Annotated in this window: 12 protein-coding genes; 7 read left to right on the forward strand and 5 right to left on the reverse strand. The window is 65.4% G+C overall.

The annotated features are described in order from the left end of the window. Positions 1 to 241 precede the first annotated feature (241 nt). Positions 242 to 2,185 (reverse strand): GAF domain-containing sensor histidine kinase, encoded by a 1,944-nt coding sequence (locus AC54AF_RS01800; protein ID WP_496634968.1) that lies wholly within the window; start codon positions 2,183 to 2,185, stop codon positions 242 to 244. A gap of 185 nt (positions 2,186 to 2,370) precedes the next feature. Between AC54AF_RS01800 and AC54AF_RS01805 the strand changes: the two genes are divergently transcribed. The 5 genes from AC54AF_RS01805 to AC54AF_RS01825 all read left to right on the forward strand — a co-directional run bounded on the left by AC54AF_RS01805 (position 2,371) and on the right by AC54AF_RS01825 (position 10,017). Beyond that, a complete protein-coding gene (locus tag AC54AF_RS01805; protein ID WP_496634970.1) occupies positions 2,371 to 3,918 on the forward strand; it encodes a C13 family peptidase in 1,548 nt (515 codons plus the stop codon). A gap of 29 nt (positions 3,919 to 3,947) precedes the next feature. Beyond that, positions 3,948 to 4,310, forward strand: coding sequence for a cation efflux protein, CzcI family (gene czcI, locus AC54AF_RS01810; RefSeq protein WP_496634972.1), 363 nt, complete (start codon positions 3,948 to 3,950; stop codon positions 4,308 to 4,310). 90 nt (positions 4,311 to 4,400) lie between these two features. Then, positions 4,401 to 5,633, forward strand: coding sequence for a TolC family protein (locus tag AC54AF_RS01815; RefSeq protein ID WP_496634974.1), 1,233 nt, complete (start codon positions 4,401 to 4,403; stop codon positions 5,631 to 5,633). Between the two features lie 12 nt (positions 5,634 to 5,645). Further along, a complete protein-coding gene (locus tag AC54AF_RS01820) occupies positions 5,646 to 6,851 on the forward strand; it encodes an efflux RND transporter periplasmic adaptor subunit (protein ID WP_496634976.1) in 1,206 nt (401 codons plus the stop codon). A gap of 25 nt (positions 6,852 to 6,876) precedes the next feature. After that, a complete protein-coding gene (locus AC54AF_RS01825; RefSeq protein WP_496634978.1) occupies positions 6,877 to 10,017 on the forward strand; it encodes an efflux RND transporter permease subunit in 3,141 nt (1,046 codons plus the stop codon). A 50-nt stretch (positions 10,018 to 10,067) separates the two neighbouring features. On the opposite strand, the gene AC54AF_RS01830 is transcribed toward AC54AF_RS01825, so the two are convergent. Both AC54AF_RS01830 and AC54AF_RS01835 read right to left on the reverse strand, forming a co-directional pair. Next, entirely contained in the window at positions 10,068 to 10,577 is a 510-nt protein-coding gene (locus tag AC54AF_RS01830) for a hypothetical protein (protein ID WP_496634980.1), read from the reverse strand. A 122-nt stretch (positions 10,578 to 10,699) separates the two neighbouring features. Further along, positions 10,700 to 10,936 (reverse strand): hypothetical protein, encoded by a 237-nt coding sequence (locus AC54AF_RS01835; protein ID WP_496634982.1) that lies wholly within the window; start codon positions 10,934 to 10,936, stop codon positions 10,700 to 10,702. A gap of 211 nt (positions 10,937 to 11,147) precedes the next feature. Between AC54AF_RS01835 and AC54AF_RS01840 the strand changes: the two genes are divergently transcribed. Next, a complete protein-coding gene (locus tag AC54AF_RS01840; protein ID WP_496634984.1) occupies positions 11,148 to 11,522 on the forward strand; it encodes a hypothetical protein in 375 nt (124 codons plus the stop codon). On the opposite strand, the gene AC54AF_RS01845 is transcribed toward AC54AF_RS01840, so the two are convergent. Beyond that, positions 11,523 to 14,561 (reverse strand): sensor domain-containing diguanylate cyclase, encoded by a 3,039-nt coding sequence (locus AC54AF_RS01845; RefSeq protein ID WP_496634986.1) that lies wholly within the window; start codon positions 14,559 to 14,561, stop codon positions 11,523 to 11,525. Between the two features lie 224 nt (positions 14,562 to 14,785). Here AC54AF_RS01845 and AC54AF_RS01850 point away from each other — a divergent pair, with 224 nt between their 5' ends. Next, positions 14,786 to 15,505: a helix-turn-helix domain-containing protein gene (locus tag AC54AF_RS01850; RefSeq protein ID WP_496634988.1), complete on the forward strand. Its 720-nt coding sequence runs from the start codon at positions 14,786 to 14,788 to the stop codon at positions 15,503 to 15,505. Here the strand turns inward: AC54AF_RS01850 and AC54AF_RS01855 are convergent. Continuing rightward, on the reverse strand, positions 15,489 to 16,406 hold the full coding sequence (locus AC54AF_RS01855) for a sterol desaturase family protein (RefSeq protein WP_496634989.1): 918 nt from the start codon (positions 16,404 to 16,406) through the stop codon (positions 15,489 to 15,491). The two genes, AC54AF_RS01850 and AC54AF_RS01855, sit on opposite strands and share 17 nt — an antisense overlap. Between the last annotated feature and the right edge of the window lie 46 nt (positions 16,407 to 16,452).

Raw genomic sequence — 16,452 nt, forward strand, 5'->3', positions numbered from 1 at the left:
GATGTTGTTCGCAACACCACCAACCGCATGAGAGGAATAATACAAGGTCGGATTAGCGCGGCAACGCCGCGCGTAATCCGACAACATCGTTGACGCCGCTGGTAGCGTCGGATTACGCGGCCTTGCCGCTAATCCGACCTACGTCGCTGAGGGTCTGACCCCGCACGCCGGCAAAACACGCTTCGGCCCAAGCCCCCAACACGGGCATCCCGGGCCAATCCGGCCCGCCGTTTTCAGGTTTTCAAGCGCTCTTCGGCTCCAATGGGAAGCGTATCTTGTAGTGCAATCCCATCCCCGGAGCACTGACCACCTTCACCGTGCCGCCCAGCGGCCCCGTCACCAGGTTATACAGGATATGCGCACCCAGGCCGCTGCCGCCGGAACCGCGCTTCGTCGTGAAGAAGGGGTCGAACAACTGGCCCAGGGTGGCGCTGTCCATGCCCATGCCATCGTCGCTGTAGTCGAGTTCCAGCATCTCGCCGGCCGTCCTGGCACTGATCCTGATCTTGCCCGGCTCGCCTTCGACAAAGCCGTGCACCAGTGAATTGACCACCATGTTCGTGACGATCTGCGAGACGGCGCCCGGATAGCTGCGCAGCTGCACCTCGGGCGGGCAATCGATGTCCACCTTGACCGGTTTGCCCTTCAGCTTGGGCTGCAAGGACAGCAGGATTTCATCGAGGTATTTGCGCAAGTGAAAGCTGCGCAATTCGTCCGACGACTGGTCGACGGCCACCTGCTTGAAGCTGCGCACCAGCGCCGCGGCGCGCTGCGTATTCGTCGTCATGATGCGCAGGGTCTGGTCGATGATGTCGAAGAACTGCCGCAAGCCGTCTTCATCGAGCTGGCCGCCTTCCAGATCTTCGCGCGTGAGTTTCAATTCCTGCACCAGGTGGCTGGTGGCCGTGACGCAAATGCCCAGCGGCGTATTGATTTCATGCGCCACGCCGGCCACCAGGCGCCCCAGCGAGGCCAGCTTTTCCTGGCGCACCAGTTCCGACTGCGCTTCCTGCAAGGCGCTCAGGGCGCTGTTCAGGGCCGCATTCTGCTCTTCCAGCGCTTCCTTGGCCTGGCGCATGGCGCTGTCGGCCTGGATGCGGGCCATCGCCACGGCCACGTGGCTGGCCATGAAGGCCAGCACGTCCAGTTCCGCCTGCCCATACACGACGGACTCATCGTAGCTTTGCACGATGATCACGCCATATTGGCGCTCGCCCAGCAGCATGGGCGCTCCCATCCAGCTGGCGATGCCGACATTGCCCAGCGGCTCGTCCATCTCGCCGCTGGCCACCAGCGCCGCATAGCTGCTGGCATCGAGCAAACACGCCTGGCGCCGCGCCAGCACATACGAACTCATGCCGATTCCGTAATGAAAGCGTTTTACGGGCGCCTGCGCATCCTTTTCGTCGACGAAGTACGGAATCGTGATGTCCTTGGTGTCCGGGTGATACAGGGCAATCAGAAAATTCTTCGCCGTCACCAGCTCGCTGATGATGGCGTGCAGGCGCGCGTACAAGGTCGTCGCGTCGGCCGCCTGTGCCGACAGGTTGGCGATTTCATACAGCGCATGTTGCAGATTTTCCGCGCGGCGCCGCTCGGCCACCTCGTGCGCCAGCAGGGCCGTGCGCTCCTGCACCGCCTTTTCCAGCCGGTCCATGCTTTGCATGCCTTGCAGCGCGCTCGATACGTGCGTGGCGATCAGCGCAAACAGGGCCTGGTCTTCCAGGCTGAAACGGTGCTGCGCGTCATAGCTCTGGATGACGATGGCGCCGAGCACCTGGTGCTGCTGGTCCAGCAGCGGACAGCCGATCCAGTGCTCGGCCGCCGTGCCACCACCCCAGGCGCCGCCATCGATGGCGCGCATGGCGTCGTCGTCGGCCGTCATCACCAGCTGCTTGCGGTTGACGATCACCCATGCCGTCGGCGACTGCGCCGCGCTGGCCAGGCGCACGCCCTCGTCCGGATCGGGCGCGGCGTCGAATTCATCGACAAAATACGGAAAGCGCACGAGGCCGTCATCGCGGTCGCTGAGGGCCACATAAAAATTGGCCGCATACATGATGCGCCCCAGCGCCGCATGCACCGCCTGCAGGAATTCGCTGATATCGCTGCAGGTGCTCGAGCGCTGCCCGATTTCCAGCAACACGGTTTGAACGGCTTCCAGGCGGCTGAGGCGGCTTTCCATGGGTGACTATGTACCTTGTGCAAGTATATGTTCTGAAAATCAATATTATCAGTTCAGCCCCGCCTTGGCACGGCATAAAACGCAGAATCTTGCATTCAGGCCGAGCAACACACGCCACGCCAGCATTTGCCACCTTGGCGATACAGTGGCAGACTAGGCCCCTTCCTACAGACCAGACCGTCCTCATGACCGCCACGCTACGCGCCTCGCTTCGCCCCTACACCCTCGCCGGCCTGCTGGCCTTTGCCGCGCTGGGCATGCCGCCGCTGTGCGCCGCGCCGGCCAAGGCGCCGGCGGCGGAAACAGCCGATGGCGGACGCTATTTCGGTCCCCTCGTCGCGGGCAAGATGCACGGCCAGGGCCGGCTCGAATACGCGAGCGGCGCGTTCTATGAAGGGGGCTTCGCGCGCGGCGTGTTTTCCGGCCAGGGCAAGCTGCGCCAGGCTTCCGGCGTCGAATACACGGGCGCCTTCCGGCAGGGCGCCTTCGATGGCACCGGCCGCTACACCTCGCCCAAGGGCGAAATCTATGCGGGCAGCTTCGTCAGGGGCAGCTTCGAGGGACAAGGCCGCTTCCAGGGCGCCGATGGCGCCACCTTCGAAGGCCACTTCAAGCACTGGCGCCCGCATGGCGCCGGCAAGCTGACCGACACGGACGGCACCGTCTTCGAAGGCGAATTCGTCCTGGGCCAGGTGCAGGGCAAGGCGAAAGTCATCACCAGCGACGGCATCCACTACGAAGGCGAGCTGAAAGACTGGAAATTCGACGGTGTCGGCGTGCTGCGCACGGCCGAGGGCGACGAGTACCGGGGCGGCTTCAAGAATGGCCAGTTCGACGGCCAAGGCGTGCTGCGCTACGCCGTGGCGCAGGCGGACGGCCGGCGCGAAGACAGCGGCCACTGGACCGAAGGCCAGCTGGACGACCCGGCCCTGGACAAGCTCACGCGCGACAATATCGAACTGGCCCTGTACCAGCAGCGCAGCCTGCTCGACGGCGCCCTGGCGCGTATCGCGCCGCGCGATGCGGCGAAAAAGATCAACCTGTATTTGCTGGGCGTGGCCGGCGATGGCGCGCAGGAAGTATTTCACCGCGAAACGGCCTTCGTGCAGCGCCAGTTCGACCGCGATTACGGCACCGTGGGGCGCTCCCTGATGCTCGTCAACAGCCGCAACACGGTGGCGCAGCAGCCGATGGCCACGCGCACCAGCATCGCCGCCAGCCTCGACGCCCTGGGCGCGAAGATGGACAAGCAGAACGACATCCTGTTCCTGTTCCTCACCAGCCACGGCTCGCCCGAGCACGAACTGGCGCTGGCGCAAAACGGCATGGACCTGCACAGCCTGCCCGCGCAGGAGCTGGCCACCATGCTCAAGCACAGCGGCATCCGCTGGAAGGTCATCGTGATCTCGGCCTGCTATGCGGGCGGTTTTATTGCGCCGCTGAAAGATGACCATACTCTCATCATCACGGCCGCGCGCAGCGACCGCACCTCGTTCGGCTGCGACGACCAGAACGATTTTACGTATTTCAGCGAAGCGTATTTCAAGGAAGCGCTGCCGAAGAGCGCGGGCTTTGCCGAAGCGTTCGAGCAGGCCAGGGTGCTGGTGCAGGCGCGCGAGGCGGCCGACTTCCGCGAAAGCGGCATGGAGACGGAAGAGCATTCCGAGCCACAGTTATTCCAGGGCAAGGCCATCGCCGCGCAATTGAAGGCGTGGCGCGCCCAGCCACGCTAAGCGCTTCTTTCTGTACAATAGCCGTCACCATGCGCCGATTCTTCCTCATTTTGCTGCTGTTCGTGCTTCCGCTCCAGATGTCCTGGGCCGCGGCGAGCGCGTATTGCCTGCACGAGGAAGGCAAGGCGGCGCAGCACCTGGGCCACCACAGCCACCAGCACAAGGCGGATGCGGACAAAAAACCGGTCGCCGACAAGGCTGACAAGCAATCCAAAGGCCAGCCGCACAGCGACTGCAACGTCTGCCACGGCATCGGCCATGCGTGGCTGCCGGCCGGCTCCAGCCTGCCTATCGGCGACACGGCGTCCGTCAACGCGGACACTGGCCCCTTCTTTTACGCTTCCCACATCCCGGACGCTCCCAAGCGCCCTGACTGGTCGTCGGCCATCTAGGCCGACGGGACGTTTCAATCACTTTTCGCTGAAGTCAGGCGCCAGCCTGCGCGTCCCGTCGAATTCTTTTCCATGCTGTTGGAGAATTCGATGCACACATTTATCTTGTTACTTTCCGCTGGCCTGCTGGCCGGCAACTTTGCCCACGCGCAATCTAGCGTGGAACCCGCCGCGCCCCTGACCCTGCCCGCCGCGCTGGCCTTGGCCGAAGGCGGCAACGCCACCCTGTCGGCCGCCCGCCATGAATTGGCGGCGCAGGGCGGCGCCCTGCAACAGGCGCGCGCCCGGCCCAATCCGGAACTGCAAACCGTGCTGGAAGACACGCGGCGCGCCACGCGTAGCACCACCGTGCAACTCAACCAGCTCATCGAACTGGGCGGCAAGCGGGGGGCGCGCACCGCCGCCGCCCAGCGCGGCGAAGACCTGGCGCAAGCGGGACTTTCCCTGCAGCAAGCCGACACGCGCGCGGCCGTGACTTCCGCCTTTGTCGACGTGCTGGCGGCGCAGGAAGGCTTGCGCCTGGCCGACAGCGCGCAAGCGCTGGCCGCGCGCGCCAGCGACATCACGGCGCGCCGGGTCACGGCCGGCAAGGCGTCCCCTGTCGAGGAAACCCGCGCCAGGGTCGCCGAAGCGAGCGTGCGGCTGGAACTGAACCTGGCCCGCAGCACCCTGGCGGGCGCGCGCAAGCGCCTGGCCGCCCTGTGGGGCAATGCCACGCCCCGCTTCACCCTGGCAGAGGGGCGCCTGGAAACCTTGCCGGAGCTGCCACCCGCCAATGAACTGGCGGCGCGAATGGCCCAGGCGCCAGCCGTGCGCCAGGCGCACAGCGCGCTGGCCCAGCGGCAAGCCATGCTGGACGTGGAACAGCGGCGCGCCACGCCCGACGTCACAGTCAGCATCGGCATGAAGCGCTCGGAAGAGCTGGGCCGCAACCAGGCCATCATCGGCTTGGCCCTGCCGCTACCGCTGTTCGACCGCAATGCGGGCAACAAATTGGAGGCCCTGCGCCGCAGCGACAAGGCCAGCGAGGAGCTGGCCGCCGTGCGCATCGATGTGCAAACGAAGGTCGCCGCCGCCAGCGAGCGGCTGGCCACGGCCCGGCTCGACGTGGAAAGCTTGCGCCAGGACATCTTGCCTGGCGCGCAGAGCGCCTACGACGCGGCCAGCAAGGGTTTCGAGTTCGGCAAATTCGCCTTCCTCGACGTGCTCGATGCCCAGCGCACCTTGCTGCAAGCCAAAAACCAATACCTGCGCGCGCTGGCCGAAGCGCAGCACGCCGCCGCCGACATCGAGCGCCTGCTGGGCACACCAGCTCCCCTGTAAGGAACATCCTCCATGAACATCACACTCGACAAAAAACAGGCGATCGCCATCGCTTCCATCGCCACCGCCGGCATCGTGCTGGCAGTGCTCATCCTCGGCACGGGCAATTCCAAGACCCAGCCAGCCGCCGCCGCCCAGACGGAGGCACATGCTGAAAAGAAAGACGAACATGGCCACGAGGAAGTGGAAGGCCGGCTGGAATTGACGGCCGCGCAAAGCCAGGCCGCCGGCGTCGTCATCGCCACGGCCGCGCCCGGGCGCATCAAGACGACGGTGGCCCTGCCCGGCGAAATCCGTTTCAACGAAGACCGCACGGCCCACGTCGTGCCGCGCCTGGCCGGCGTGGTGGAAGCCGTGCACGCCGACCTGGGCCAGCTGGTCAAGAAGGGGCAAGTGCTGGCCGTCATCGCCAGCACGGAGCTGTCGGAACAGCGCAGCGAATTGCTGTCCGCGCAGCGGCGCTTGTCGCTGGCCCGCTCCATGTATGAGCGCGAAGAAAAACTGTGGCGCGAGAAAATTTCGGCCGAACAGGATTATCTGCAGGCGCAGCAAGCGTGGCGCGAGGCGGAAATCGCCATGCAGAACGCGCAGCAAAAGCTCAGCGCGCTGGGCGCCAGCGGGGCGGCCAGAGGGCCGCTGAACCGCTACGAGATCCGCGCGCCGTTCGACGGCATGGTGCTGGAAAAACATATCACCCTGGGCGAAGCCGTCAAGGAAGACGCGAACATCTTCGTCATTTCCGACCTGTCGACCGTGTGGGCGGAAATCGCCGTGCCGGCAAAAGACCTGGCCACCGTGCGCATGGGAGGCAAGGCGGAGGTGAAAGCGTCCGCGTTTGACGCCAGCGCGCAAGGCACGATCACCTATGTGGGCTCGCTGCTGGGCGAACAGACGCGCACGGCCAAGGCACGCATCAGCTTGCTGAACCCCGACATGGCCTGGCGCCCTGGCCTGTTCGTCACGGTGGAAGTGGTGTCCGGCGAAGCGGACGCGCCCGTCACCGTGCACAGCACGGCCATCCAGACGGTGGAAGACAAGCCCGTCGTCTTCGTGCAGGTCAAGGATGGCTACCAGGCCACGCCCGTGGTGCCGGGCCGCAGCGATGGCAGCTTGACGCACATCAGGCAGGGGCTGGCCGCCGGCACGCCCTACGCGGCGCAAGGCAGTTTTGTGCTGAAGTCCGAGCTGGGCAAGGACTCCGCCGGTCACGAACACTGATCACGTCAAGCCAAAGGAAACCATCATGTTTGAACGCTTGATCCGCTTCGCCATCGACCAGCGCTGGCTGGTGATGCTGGCCGTCGCTGCCATGGCCGGCCTGGGCACCTACAGCTATCAAAAGCTGCCCATCGACGCCGTGCCCGACATCACCAATGTCCAGGTGCAAATCAATACCCAGTCCGCCGGCTATTCGCCGCTGGAAACCGAGCAGCGCGTCACCTTCCCCATCGAGACGGCCATGGCCGGCTTGCCCAACCTGGAGCAGACGCGCTCGCTATCGCGCTATGGCCTGTCGCAAGTGACCGTGATCTTCAAGGATGGCACGGACATCTATTTTGCGCGCCAGATGATCAACGAGCGCTTGCAGGAAGCGAAGGAAAGTTTGCCGGCTGGCATCACGCCGAAGATGGGCCCCGTCTCCACGGGCCTCGGCGAAATCTACCTGTGGACGGTGGAAGCGCAGGATGGCGCGAAGAAGCCGGACGGCACGCCGTACACGCCGACGGACTTGCGCGAAATCCAGGACTGGATCATCAAGCCGCAGTTGCGCAACGTCACGGGCGTGACGGAGATCAACGCCATCGGCGGCTACGCCAAGCAGTACCAGGTGGCACCGTATCCGGAAAAACTGGCCGCCTACGGCATCAGCCTGCAGGAAGTGGTGACGGCGCTCGAACGCAACAACAGCAACGTGGGCGCCGGCTACATCGAAAGACAGGGCGAGCAGTTGCTGATACGCGCGCCGGGCCAGGTGGCGTCCAAAAGCGACATCGCCAACATCGTCGTCGCCAATGTGCAGGGCGTGGCCATCCGCATCCGCGACGTGGCCGACGTGGTGCTGGGGCGCGAGCTGCGCACGGGCGCGGCCACGGAAAACGGCCGCGAAGTGGTGCTCGGCACGGTCTTCATGCTGATCGGGCAGAACAGCCGCGCCGTGTCGCAGGCGGTCGACAAGAAGATGCTGGAGATCAACCGCAGCTTGCCGAAAGGCGTGCACGCCGTCACCGTGTATGACCGCACGGTGCTGGTCGACAAGGCCATCAATACGGTGAAGAAAAACCTGCTCGAAGGGGCCGTGCTGGTGATCGCCATCCTGTTCCTGTTTCTCGGCAATATACGCGCGGCCGTCATCACGGCCATGGTGATTCCGCTGGCCATGCTGTTCACGTTTACGGGCATGGTGCAATACCATGTGAGCGCCAACCTGATGAGCCTGGGGGCGCTGGACTTCGGCATCATCATCGATGGCGCCGTGGTGATCGTGGAAAACTGCGTGCGCCGCCTGGCCCACGCGCAGCAGAAACTGGGACGGCCATTGACCTTGCAGGAGCGCTTTCATGAAGTGTTTGCGGCATCGCAAGAAGCGCGCCGCCCCCTGCTGTACGGCCAGCTGATCATCATGGTGGTGTACCTGCCCATCTTCGCGCTCACCGGCGTGGAAGGACGGATGTTTACGCCGATGGCCCTGACGGTCGTCATCGCCCTGCTGGGCGCCATGCTGCTGTCGATCACCTTCATCCCGGCCGCCGTGGCGCTGTTTATCGGCGACAAGGTGGCGGAGAAGGAAAACGCCATCATGCGCGCCGCCAAGCGCTGGTATGCCCCGCTGCTGGAGAAGGTGATGCGCAACACGCCCGTCGTGCTGACGGGTGCGGCGGTCGCCGTATTGCTGTCGGGCTTGCTGGCCACGCGCATGGGCAGCGAATTCGTGCCCAGCCTGAACGAGGGCGACATCGCCATCCAGGCCTTGCGCATCCCCGGCACCAGCCTCACGCAATCGCTGGCCATGCAGCAGCAGCTGGAACGCAAGCTGATGGCCAACCACAAGGAGATCGCGCGCGTGTTCGCCCGCACGGGTACGGCCGAGATCGCCTCTGACCCCATGCCGCCGAACATTTCCGACGGCTACATCATGCTCAAGCCCCGCAACCAGTGGCCGCAGCCCGGGAAATCGCGCGAGCAATTGCTGGCGGAAATCGAAGCGACGGCCACCAGCTTGCCGGGCAATAACTACGAGTTTTCACAGCCGATCCAGCTGCGCTTCAATGAACTGATTTCCGGCGTGCGCAGCGACGTGGCCGTCAAACTGTTCGGCGACGACATGGCCGTGCTCGACAGCACGGCGGCGAAGATCGCGGGCGTGCTGGGCAAGATTCCCGGCGCCACGGAAGTGAAGGTCGAGCAGACGACGGGGCTGCCCATGCTGACGGTGCAGATCGACCGCGAGCAGACGGCCCGTTACGGTTTGAATATTGCTGATGTGCAAGCGGCGATCGCCACGGCCATCGGCGGGCAGGAAGCGGGCACCCTGTTCCAGGGCGACCGCCGCTTCGACATCGTCGTGCGCCTGCCCGACAGCCTGCGCAGCGACCTGGAGCAACTCAAACGCCTGCCCATCGCCCTGCCCCTGGGCGCGGCGGCGGAAGGCCGCGCGCGCTTTATCCCGCTCGGCGAAGTGGCCAGCCTGCACGTGGCCCCTGGGCCGAACCAGATCAGCCGCGAAGACGGCAAGCGCCGCATCGTCATCAGCGCGAATGTGCGCGGGCGCGACATCGGCTCGTTCGTGGCCGACGCCACGCAGCAGCTGCAAGCGCAAGTGGCCATTCCTGCCGGTTACTGGACCAGCTGGGGTGGCCAGTTCGAGCAATTGCAATCGGCCACGAAACGCCTGGAGCTGGTGGTGCCTGTGGCGCTGGCCCTCGTGTTTGTGTTGCTGTTTGCCATGTTCGGCAACGTGAAGGATGGCTTGCTCGTGTTCAGCGGCATCCCGTTCGCCTTGACGGGTGGCATCGTCGCCCTGTGGCTGCGCGACATTCCCATGTCGATCTCGGCGGCGGTGGGCTTCATCGCCCTGTCCGGCGTCGCCGTGCTGAACGGCCTGGTGATGATCGCCTACATCCGCCAGTTGCGCGAGCAGGGCATGCCCTTGCAGGAAGCGATACGTGTAGGCGCCATCACGCGCCTGCGGCCCGTGCTGATGACGGCGCTGGTGGCGTCCTTGGGCTTCGTGCCGATGGCCATTGCCACGGGCACGGGCGCCGAAGTGCAGCGCCCGCTGGCCACCGTGGTCATCGGCGGCATCCTGTCGTCGACAGCCCTGACCCTGCTGGTGCTGCCGCTGCTGTACCGGCTCGCGTATGCCGTAAGAGGTAGGTCGGATTAGCTCTGAAGGAGCGTAATCCGACATCAATACCGGCGCCAACAATATGCAGCTTACGGCCGGCGGTAGCCGCCTTCGATCCAGTTGGCGGCGGACGTCGCGTTGAACTTGAACGCGGCCGAGGTGCGCACCTTGGCGATCTGTTCGCCCTCGGCATCGTAGGCGCTCAGTTCCGCGTATGGGTGCTCTTCGTCGGGGACGATGTCGAACATCACCTTGACTTGCCCCTCGTCGGTGGCGACGAACAGGTTCTTGTGCAATTGCGCATGCAGCTGCTGCTCGTGGCGGCGCAGCACTTCCGAGGCCGTCTTGACCAGCGTGTTGAACGCGTTGACGTCGAGCGGCTTCGGATTTTTCTTGTCGCGGCCCATGGTCCACGGTCCTACCAGCGCCGGTTCCGGTTCGCCATCCTTGATCATGGCCACGGCCCAGCCTTCATCTTCCTCGTTCTTGATCACACGCGCCGTCCAGCCATTGCCTACCCACAGGCGCGGCTCCTGGATCGGGGCGTCATTGTCCTGCTCGGCTGCTTCGTCGGAAAAGTCGGGGAAATCGGTACTCATGGCGGTGCTCGTGATGGAAGGTCGGGGCTAGCATGATAGTCGAAAACGCCCGCCCGTGCCGCCTTGCCGAAGGCGCGGCGGCACGTCCAACACTTCCGTCCGGCACCAGCCCCGGCAGCTTGTCAGTTCATCGACATGGCAGGCCGGCTGGGCCAGGTCAGCGGTGGACCGGGTGGTACCCAGCGCGGGTCGATGGCAGGCAGCGGCGCATGGTAATTGAACGGGGTGATGATGATCGGCGGTATCGCCGAGGGCGCGCCGACGGGCTCGGCGCAGGACTGCGTGGCGCTACGCTGGCGCGTGATGCGACGGTCAGGGGGGGATAGCGATTGATCCCCGGTATCTGCAAACAAAAGCATGTTGCCCTCCTTGCGAGACTGAGGAATTCAGTATAGGACGGCTTGCGCACATTACAAGAAGATAAATCTTGTTCCAGATCAGCGTTTTCTGCCCGCCAGCGCCTTCCATACCGTGAAAATGACGGCCTGTCGCACGCCGCTGGCGGCCAGCCGGGCGCGTCCCTACAGTGTGACCATGCAATCCCCCACCACCCACACACCGAGGCTCACCATGAAAAAATTGCTCACCTTCGCCCTCATCGTCATGCTTGCCTGCCTGTTCCTCGACAAGATTGGCGGCAGCGACATGCACATGCAGTTCCACGGCGACGATGTCGACGGTCCGCTGGAGTGGCTGTTCGGCCTGGTATTTGCCGGCGGCGGCTTGCTGATCGCCGCCATTGCGCTGGTGTGCGCCGCTGTCGTCACAGGGGTCGTCCTGGCCGGCGTGGGCGTGGTGCTGATCGCCGTGGTGGCCTTGTGCGTGGTGCTGGCGCTGGCATTGAGCACGCCCGTGCTGCTGCCGCTGCTGATTCCCGTCGCCATCGTCTGGCTGATCGTCAGCCGCAACCGCAAGCAGGCGCAAGCGCGTCAGCACAGCCTGTAATCACTGCGCCATGAACTTGCTGAGCACGCCGTCGCTGCCGCCGTCATTCTGCTCGATGCGGTTGCGCCCGCCCCGCTTGGCCCGGTACAGCGCCTCGTCGGCGCGCGCCAGCACGGCGTCGCAATCGGCATCGGTGCCGGCCATGGCAGCCATGCCGATGCTCACCGTGATGGTGATCACAATGCCGCCATCGGTGGTCAGTGCACTTTCCGCCACGCGCCGGCGCAGCCGTTCGGCAAACACGGCCGCTGCCGACAGGTCGGTGCCCGGCAGCAGGATGGCGAATTCTTCGCCACCCACGCGACCCGGCACGTCGACCTTGCGCAGCGCCTGGCACATCAGCGCACCCAGGTGGCGCAGCACGGCATCGCCCACGGCGTGGCCATGCTCGTCGTTGACCCGCTTGAAGTGATCGATGTCGAGCATCAGCACGCTGGCGCAACTGGCCAGTTCGCGCTGCAGGCGGGCGTGCTCGTTTTCCAGCGACGCCATGAAGTGGCGCCGGTTCGGCAAGCCGGTTAAAAAATCCGTGGTGGCCAGCTGCAGCAGTTCCGCATTCATGCGCTTGCGCTCGGTGATGTCGAGCGAGGACACCATGACGAAATCCAGGCTGTCCGCATGGCCGGGCATCACCAGCAAGCTCAATTCATTTTGCCGCGCCGCACCATCGAGACGCACGAAGCTGCTTTCGCACTCGTACAGGTGGGCGCCGCCAGCCAGCGCCAGCAAGGCGTCGCCAAAGCGGGGCATGGCGCTGTCGTCGAAATTCTGCGCCAGGCCCAGCGCGCCACGGCGCTGATCGTCCTCGTTGGCGCGCACCTGCGCCAGCGCGGCGCCGTTCGCATCGATGATGCGCACCAGCCCCGCCAGTTGCCGCAGCGCGTCCGGATTGGCCTGAAAGTGGGCGCCCAGGTCGCGCACGCCCGCTTGCTCGAGAGCATCGAGCGCGGCGCGCACGGCCGACCAGTCCTGCTCCCACAGGGCCACGGGCGCATGGTCGTACAGGCTGCGGAAACGCGCTTCGCCGGCCCGCAGGGCCAGCGCCACCTGCGCCTGCTCGATAGCCATGCCGGCCAGATGCGCCGCCTCGCTCAGCCGCGCCAGATGCGCCGCGCCCGGCAACGTCGGCTGGCGGTGATACGCCATCAGCACGCCGAGCAGCTTGCCCGAGCCGCCACGCACGGGCTCGGCCCAGCACGATTGCAGCTGGGCCCGGCACGCCAGTTCCATCGCGTCCTGCGCCTCGGCATGCAGGTCGCCCACGATCACGCGCTGGCCGTCGCGCAGGGCTTGTGCGGCGATGCCATGCACGCCGTGCAGGGTGTCGAGGTCATGGCCATGGCTGGCCAGATTGAAGAATGCGGGCAAGCTGGGCGCCGCGCCCAGCACCAGGCGGTGGCGGCTTTCATCGAGCAGCAAGATGCTGCACAGCATGGCGGGATGGTCGGCTTGCACACTCAGCACCACGCTTTCCAGCACCCGTTCCAGCGGCGCGCCCGTGGCCAGCATTTCCAGCACTTGCCGCCGCGTGTGTTCGCGCCGCTCCATCTGGCTGCGCTCGCTGATATCGCGGAAGGTCCACAAGCGCGCCTGTTCATTGCCCAGTTGCATGCTGCGCACATATTGCTCGACCACCCGTCCATCGCGCAGGTGCAGCACGTCGCGCCGCTCGCGGTGGCCGTGCGGCGCGTGGGCGCGCGCCCCGAGGAAAGGCGCCGCCTGCTCCAGCTGGCCTTCCACGTGGCGCACCAGCGCCGTGCCATCGGCTTGCCAGTCGAGCGCGTCCGGCACTTGCCACAGGTCGCGGAAGCGCCGGTTCGACGTGAAGATGCGGCCATCGGTATTGTCGACCAGAATGCCGTCGATGGTCGAATCGAGGATGCTGCGCAGCATGGCCTGGCTGCGCTGCGCCGCCTCGGCCATCGCCAGCACGCTCGCCTGCCCCTGCTCCAGCTGGCCCGTCAGTTCGCTCGAACGCGCCAGCGCCGCCTGGGCACGGGCGCGGCCCGCCGCCAGCAGCCAGGTGGCCAGCGCCAGCACAATGCTGGCCAGCAAGCCGGTCCAGGCTACCAGGCGAGGCCGCGCCAGCAGTTCGCCATCAAAGCCCGGTATGGCGCGCACGCGCAAGGTCCAGGCATGGCCGGCGATGGTGATCGTTTGCTGCGACAGCAGGCTGTCCGAGGCGACAGAGGACAAGGCCCCCGGCAAGCTGTCATACATCAGGGCCGCCTCGGCCAGTTGCGCGCCATCATAGATTTCCAGGTCCAGCTGCCGCGCGCTCTCGCCGCCCACCCCCGCCATCAGATCGCCCATGCGGAACGGCGCAAAAACCCAGGCGCGCAAGGCGTCGCGCCGCTGCGCCACGCTGGCATGCGGCAAGCCATTGTCATACACGGGCAGCACGATCAGGAAACCATGCGCCTGCGCGCTGCCGCCATCTTGCACCAGGTGGATCTTGCCCGTCATGGCGGCCTGCCCCGTATCGCGCGCCTGCTCCAGCGCGGCGCGGCGCACGGGCTCCGAGCCGATGTCGTAGCCGAAGGCCAGCAGGTTGCTCTCGCTCAAAGGTTCCAGATAGGTGATGGGCGCATGCCAGGCGCGCTGGCCATGCGGACGCACGGCATAGCCGGGATAGCCTTCCGCGCGCACGCCTGCCTCGTGCCGCGCCAGGGCGGCGCCGGACAACAGCGGCAGGTAGCCGATGCCGTGAATGCCGGGAAAGTGGCGGTCCACCTGCTGCACCGCCAGATAGGTATGGAATTCGCGGCGCGTGACTTCCTGCGAACTGGCATACAGTCCCTGCACCCCATGCAGCACCTGGATATACGTCTGCATGCGGCCGACGATGTTGCCCACCAGTTCGCGCACGCGGAAATCGAAATCGGCCCGCACCTGCTGTTCGCTGGCGTCGTGGGCATTGCGCCAGGCGCCATACGTCAATCCCAGGCATAGCGCCAGCACCAGCGCGGCCAACGCGCGCGGTCCCACCCAGTGCGACACTGGCCAGGCAAACCATGACGAAGACGCGCGTGTGGGCATGACAGGTTGACAAGCAGAATGGGTATCCAACCGCTACACGGCCAGCAACATGGCTGGCAGCGGGCTGCACGACTACCATCGGTCGTCGATGAGAATGATAGTACGTTACAGCGGGCGCCCTTGCAATGCTGAATATTGCATTCAAAAAATCACATATTTCGTCAATGCAATGATACGTACTCCAGGAAAATTCGATGCCGTGAAAACCATCCCCACCAGCTGGTATGATCGCCCCGCAATCCATCAACTGGGAGTCACGTTTGCAGCACGATAGCTGGCAGGGAACACTATGGCTGGCGCCAGACTTTGCCATCTTGCATGGTGCAGCGGGCGCCACGGACAGCCACGCCCATTATGCGCACCAGCTGATGCTGAGCACCGGGGCGCCCTTCACGGCCGAGCTCGACGGCATCGTCCACACGGCGCAGCACTTGCTGATCGACAGCCTGCGCCCGCACGCCATCCTGGCCGCGCCGGCGCCCGTGCTGACCATCTATGCGGAGCCGCAGCGCCTGGGCGGTGCGGCCCTGCTGGCAGCAGCCGCCAGCGCTGGCGTACCCAGCCTGGACAATCTGGCGGCGGCACTGCAGGCGCAGCCACGCGAGCGCTTGCCCGATCCCCGCTTGCTGCGGGCGCTGGACAAGGTTGATGCGCTGCTGTCGGGCAAGGTCAGCGCGGCTGCCGTGGCCGAGGCGGCGCATTTGTCGCTGAGCCAGCTGGAACGCCTGTTCAGCGCGCAGCTGGGCCTGCCCGTGCGGCGGCTGGTGCTGTGGCGCCGCCTGCGCCTGGCCATCCGCTTCATCTTGCTCGGCAACACCCTGACGCAGGCGGCCCACGGCGCCGGCTTTGCCGATGCCGCGCATTTTTCGCGCACCATGCGCAGCCTGTTCGGCGTGCGCGCCGACCGCAGCTTGCGCCAGCTCGACGTCAAGCTGCTCGATTGATGACGCGATTGCGCGCCTGCCGCAAGCCGGCCGGCAACTCGGGCGCGCGCACGCCCTCTTCCGCGCGGAACGGTTCGATCAATTGCGCCCCATACGCGAGCGGATAATCGGGACGGCTGCCGATGCCCAGGTCCTCGCCCCGCATGCGGTAGCCCGGTGCGTCGAAACGCGTGCCCAGCAAGCGGTCCCAGCAAGTAAAAAACAGGCCGAAATTCACGTCGCCGGCCGTGCCGTATTTCATGTGATGAAAACGGTGCAGCGGTGCCCAGGCAAACACGTGGCGCAGCGGCCCCATGCGCATGTCGACATTCGCGTGCTGCAGCAACAGCTGGATCGCCACGGCAAACGCCAGCACGGCCATGACACGCTCCGGTATGCCCAGCAGCAGCAAGGGCAGCATGCCGCCCGCCGCTTCCAGCAGCAGGTGCAGCGGGTGCTTCATCCAGCCATTGAAACCGTACAGGCGCTGCACGCTGTGGTGCACGGCATGCAGTTTCCACAGAAAATAATAGCGGTGGCTCAAGTAATGCACGAGCGTGATGCCGCAGTCGGCGATGACGATCGCCAGCAACAGTTGTGCCCAGAAAGGCAGCTGGACCGGCCAGAATGCGCCCAGCGCCAGATGCCCGGCCAGCAGGGGAAAGGCAGCCAGGCCCAGCAGATACAGCGCTTCATTGACGAGCGCATGCAGGCTGTCGCGCCAGCCGTCGCCGTGATCGTGGTTCCACGCGCCGTCATACGGCAGATAGCGTTCGGCAAGAAAGGAAGTGAGCAGGGCCAGCAGCAGCAAGGGCGGCAAGACCCAGAGAGAGTAGTGGCACACCGCAATCAGGTAACTGGCGGCGCCGATGAAGCCGGCCCAGAACGCGGGGCCGTACAGCACGGCAAAGAGGGATTTCATGGCAAGACGCTCCTGTGGCTAAAACCACAGCATGGCCGTCAACCCT

This window comes from Janthinobacterium sp. JF4 (genome assembly GCF_059617925.1).

Coding starts and splice junctions, on each gene's coding strand:
- AC54AF_RS01815 (WP_496634974.1), top strand. CDS start 4,401: ATGCACACATTTATCTTGTTACTTTCCGCTGGCCTGCTGGCCGGCAAC.
- AC54AF_RS01845 (WP_496634986.1), bottom strand. CDS start 14,561: ATGCCCACACGCGCGTCTTCGTCATGGTTTGCCTGGCCAGTGTCGCAC.
- AC54AF_RS01835 (WP_496634982.1), bottom strand. CDS start 10,936: ATGCTTTTGTTTGCAGATACCGGGGATCAATCGCTATCCCCCCCTGAC.
- AC54AF_RS01855 (WP_496634989.1), bottom strand. CDS start 16,406: ATGAAATCCCTCTTTGCCGTGCTGTACGGCCCCGCGTTCTGGGCCGGC.
- AC54AF_RS01805 (WP_496634970.1), top strand. CDS start 2,371: ATGACCGCCACGCTACGCGCCTCGCTTCGCCCCTACACCCTCGCCGGC.
- AC54AF_RS01825 (WP_496634978.1), top strand. CDS start 6,877: ATGTTTGAACGCTTGATCCGCTTCGCCATCGACCAGCGCTGGCTGGTG.
- AC54AF_RS01830 (WP_496634980.1), bottom strand. CDS start 10,577: ATGAGTACCGATTTCCCCGACTTTTCCGACGAAGCAGCCGAGCAGGAC.
- AC54AF_RS01840 (WP_496634984.1), top strand. CDS start 11,148: ATGAAAAAATTGCTCACCTTCGCCCTCATCGTCATGCTTGCCTGCCTG.
- AC54AF_RS01850 (WP_496634988.1), top strand. CDS start 14,786: ATGATCGCCCCGCAATCCATCAACTGGGAGTCACGTTTGCAGCACGAT.
- AC54AF_RS01820 (WP_496634976.1), top strand. CDS start 5,646: ATGAACATCACACTCGACAAAAAACAGGCGATCGCCATCGCTTCCATC.
- czcI (WP_496634972.1), top strand. CDS start 3,948: ATGCGCCGATTCTTCCTCATTTTGCTGCTGTTCGTGCTTCCGCTCCAG.
- AC54AF_RS01800 (WP_496634968.1), bottom strand. CDS start 2,185: ATGGAAAGCCGCCTCAGCCGCCTGGAAGCCGTTCAAACCGTGTTGCTG.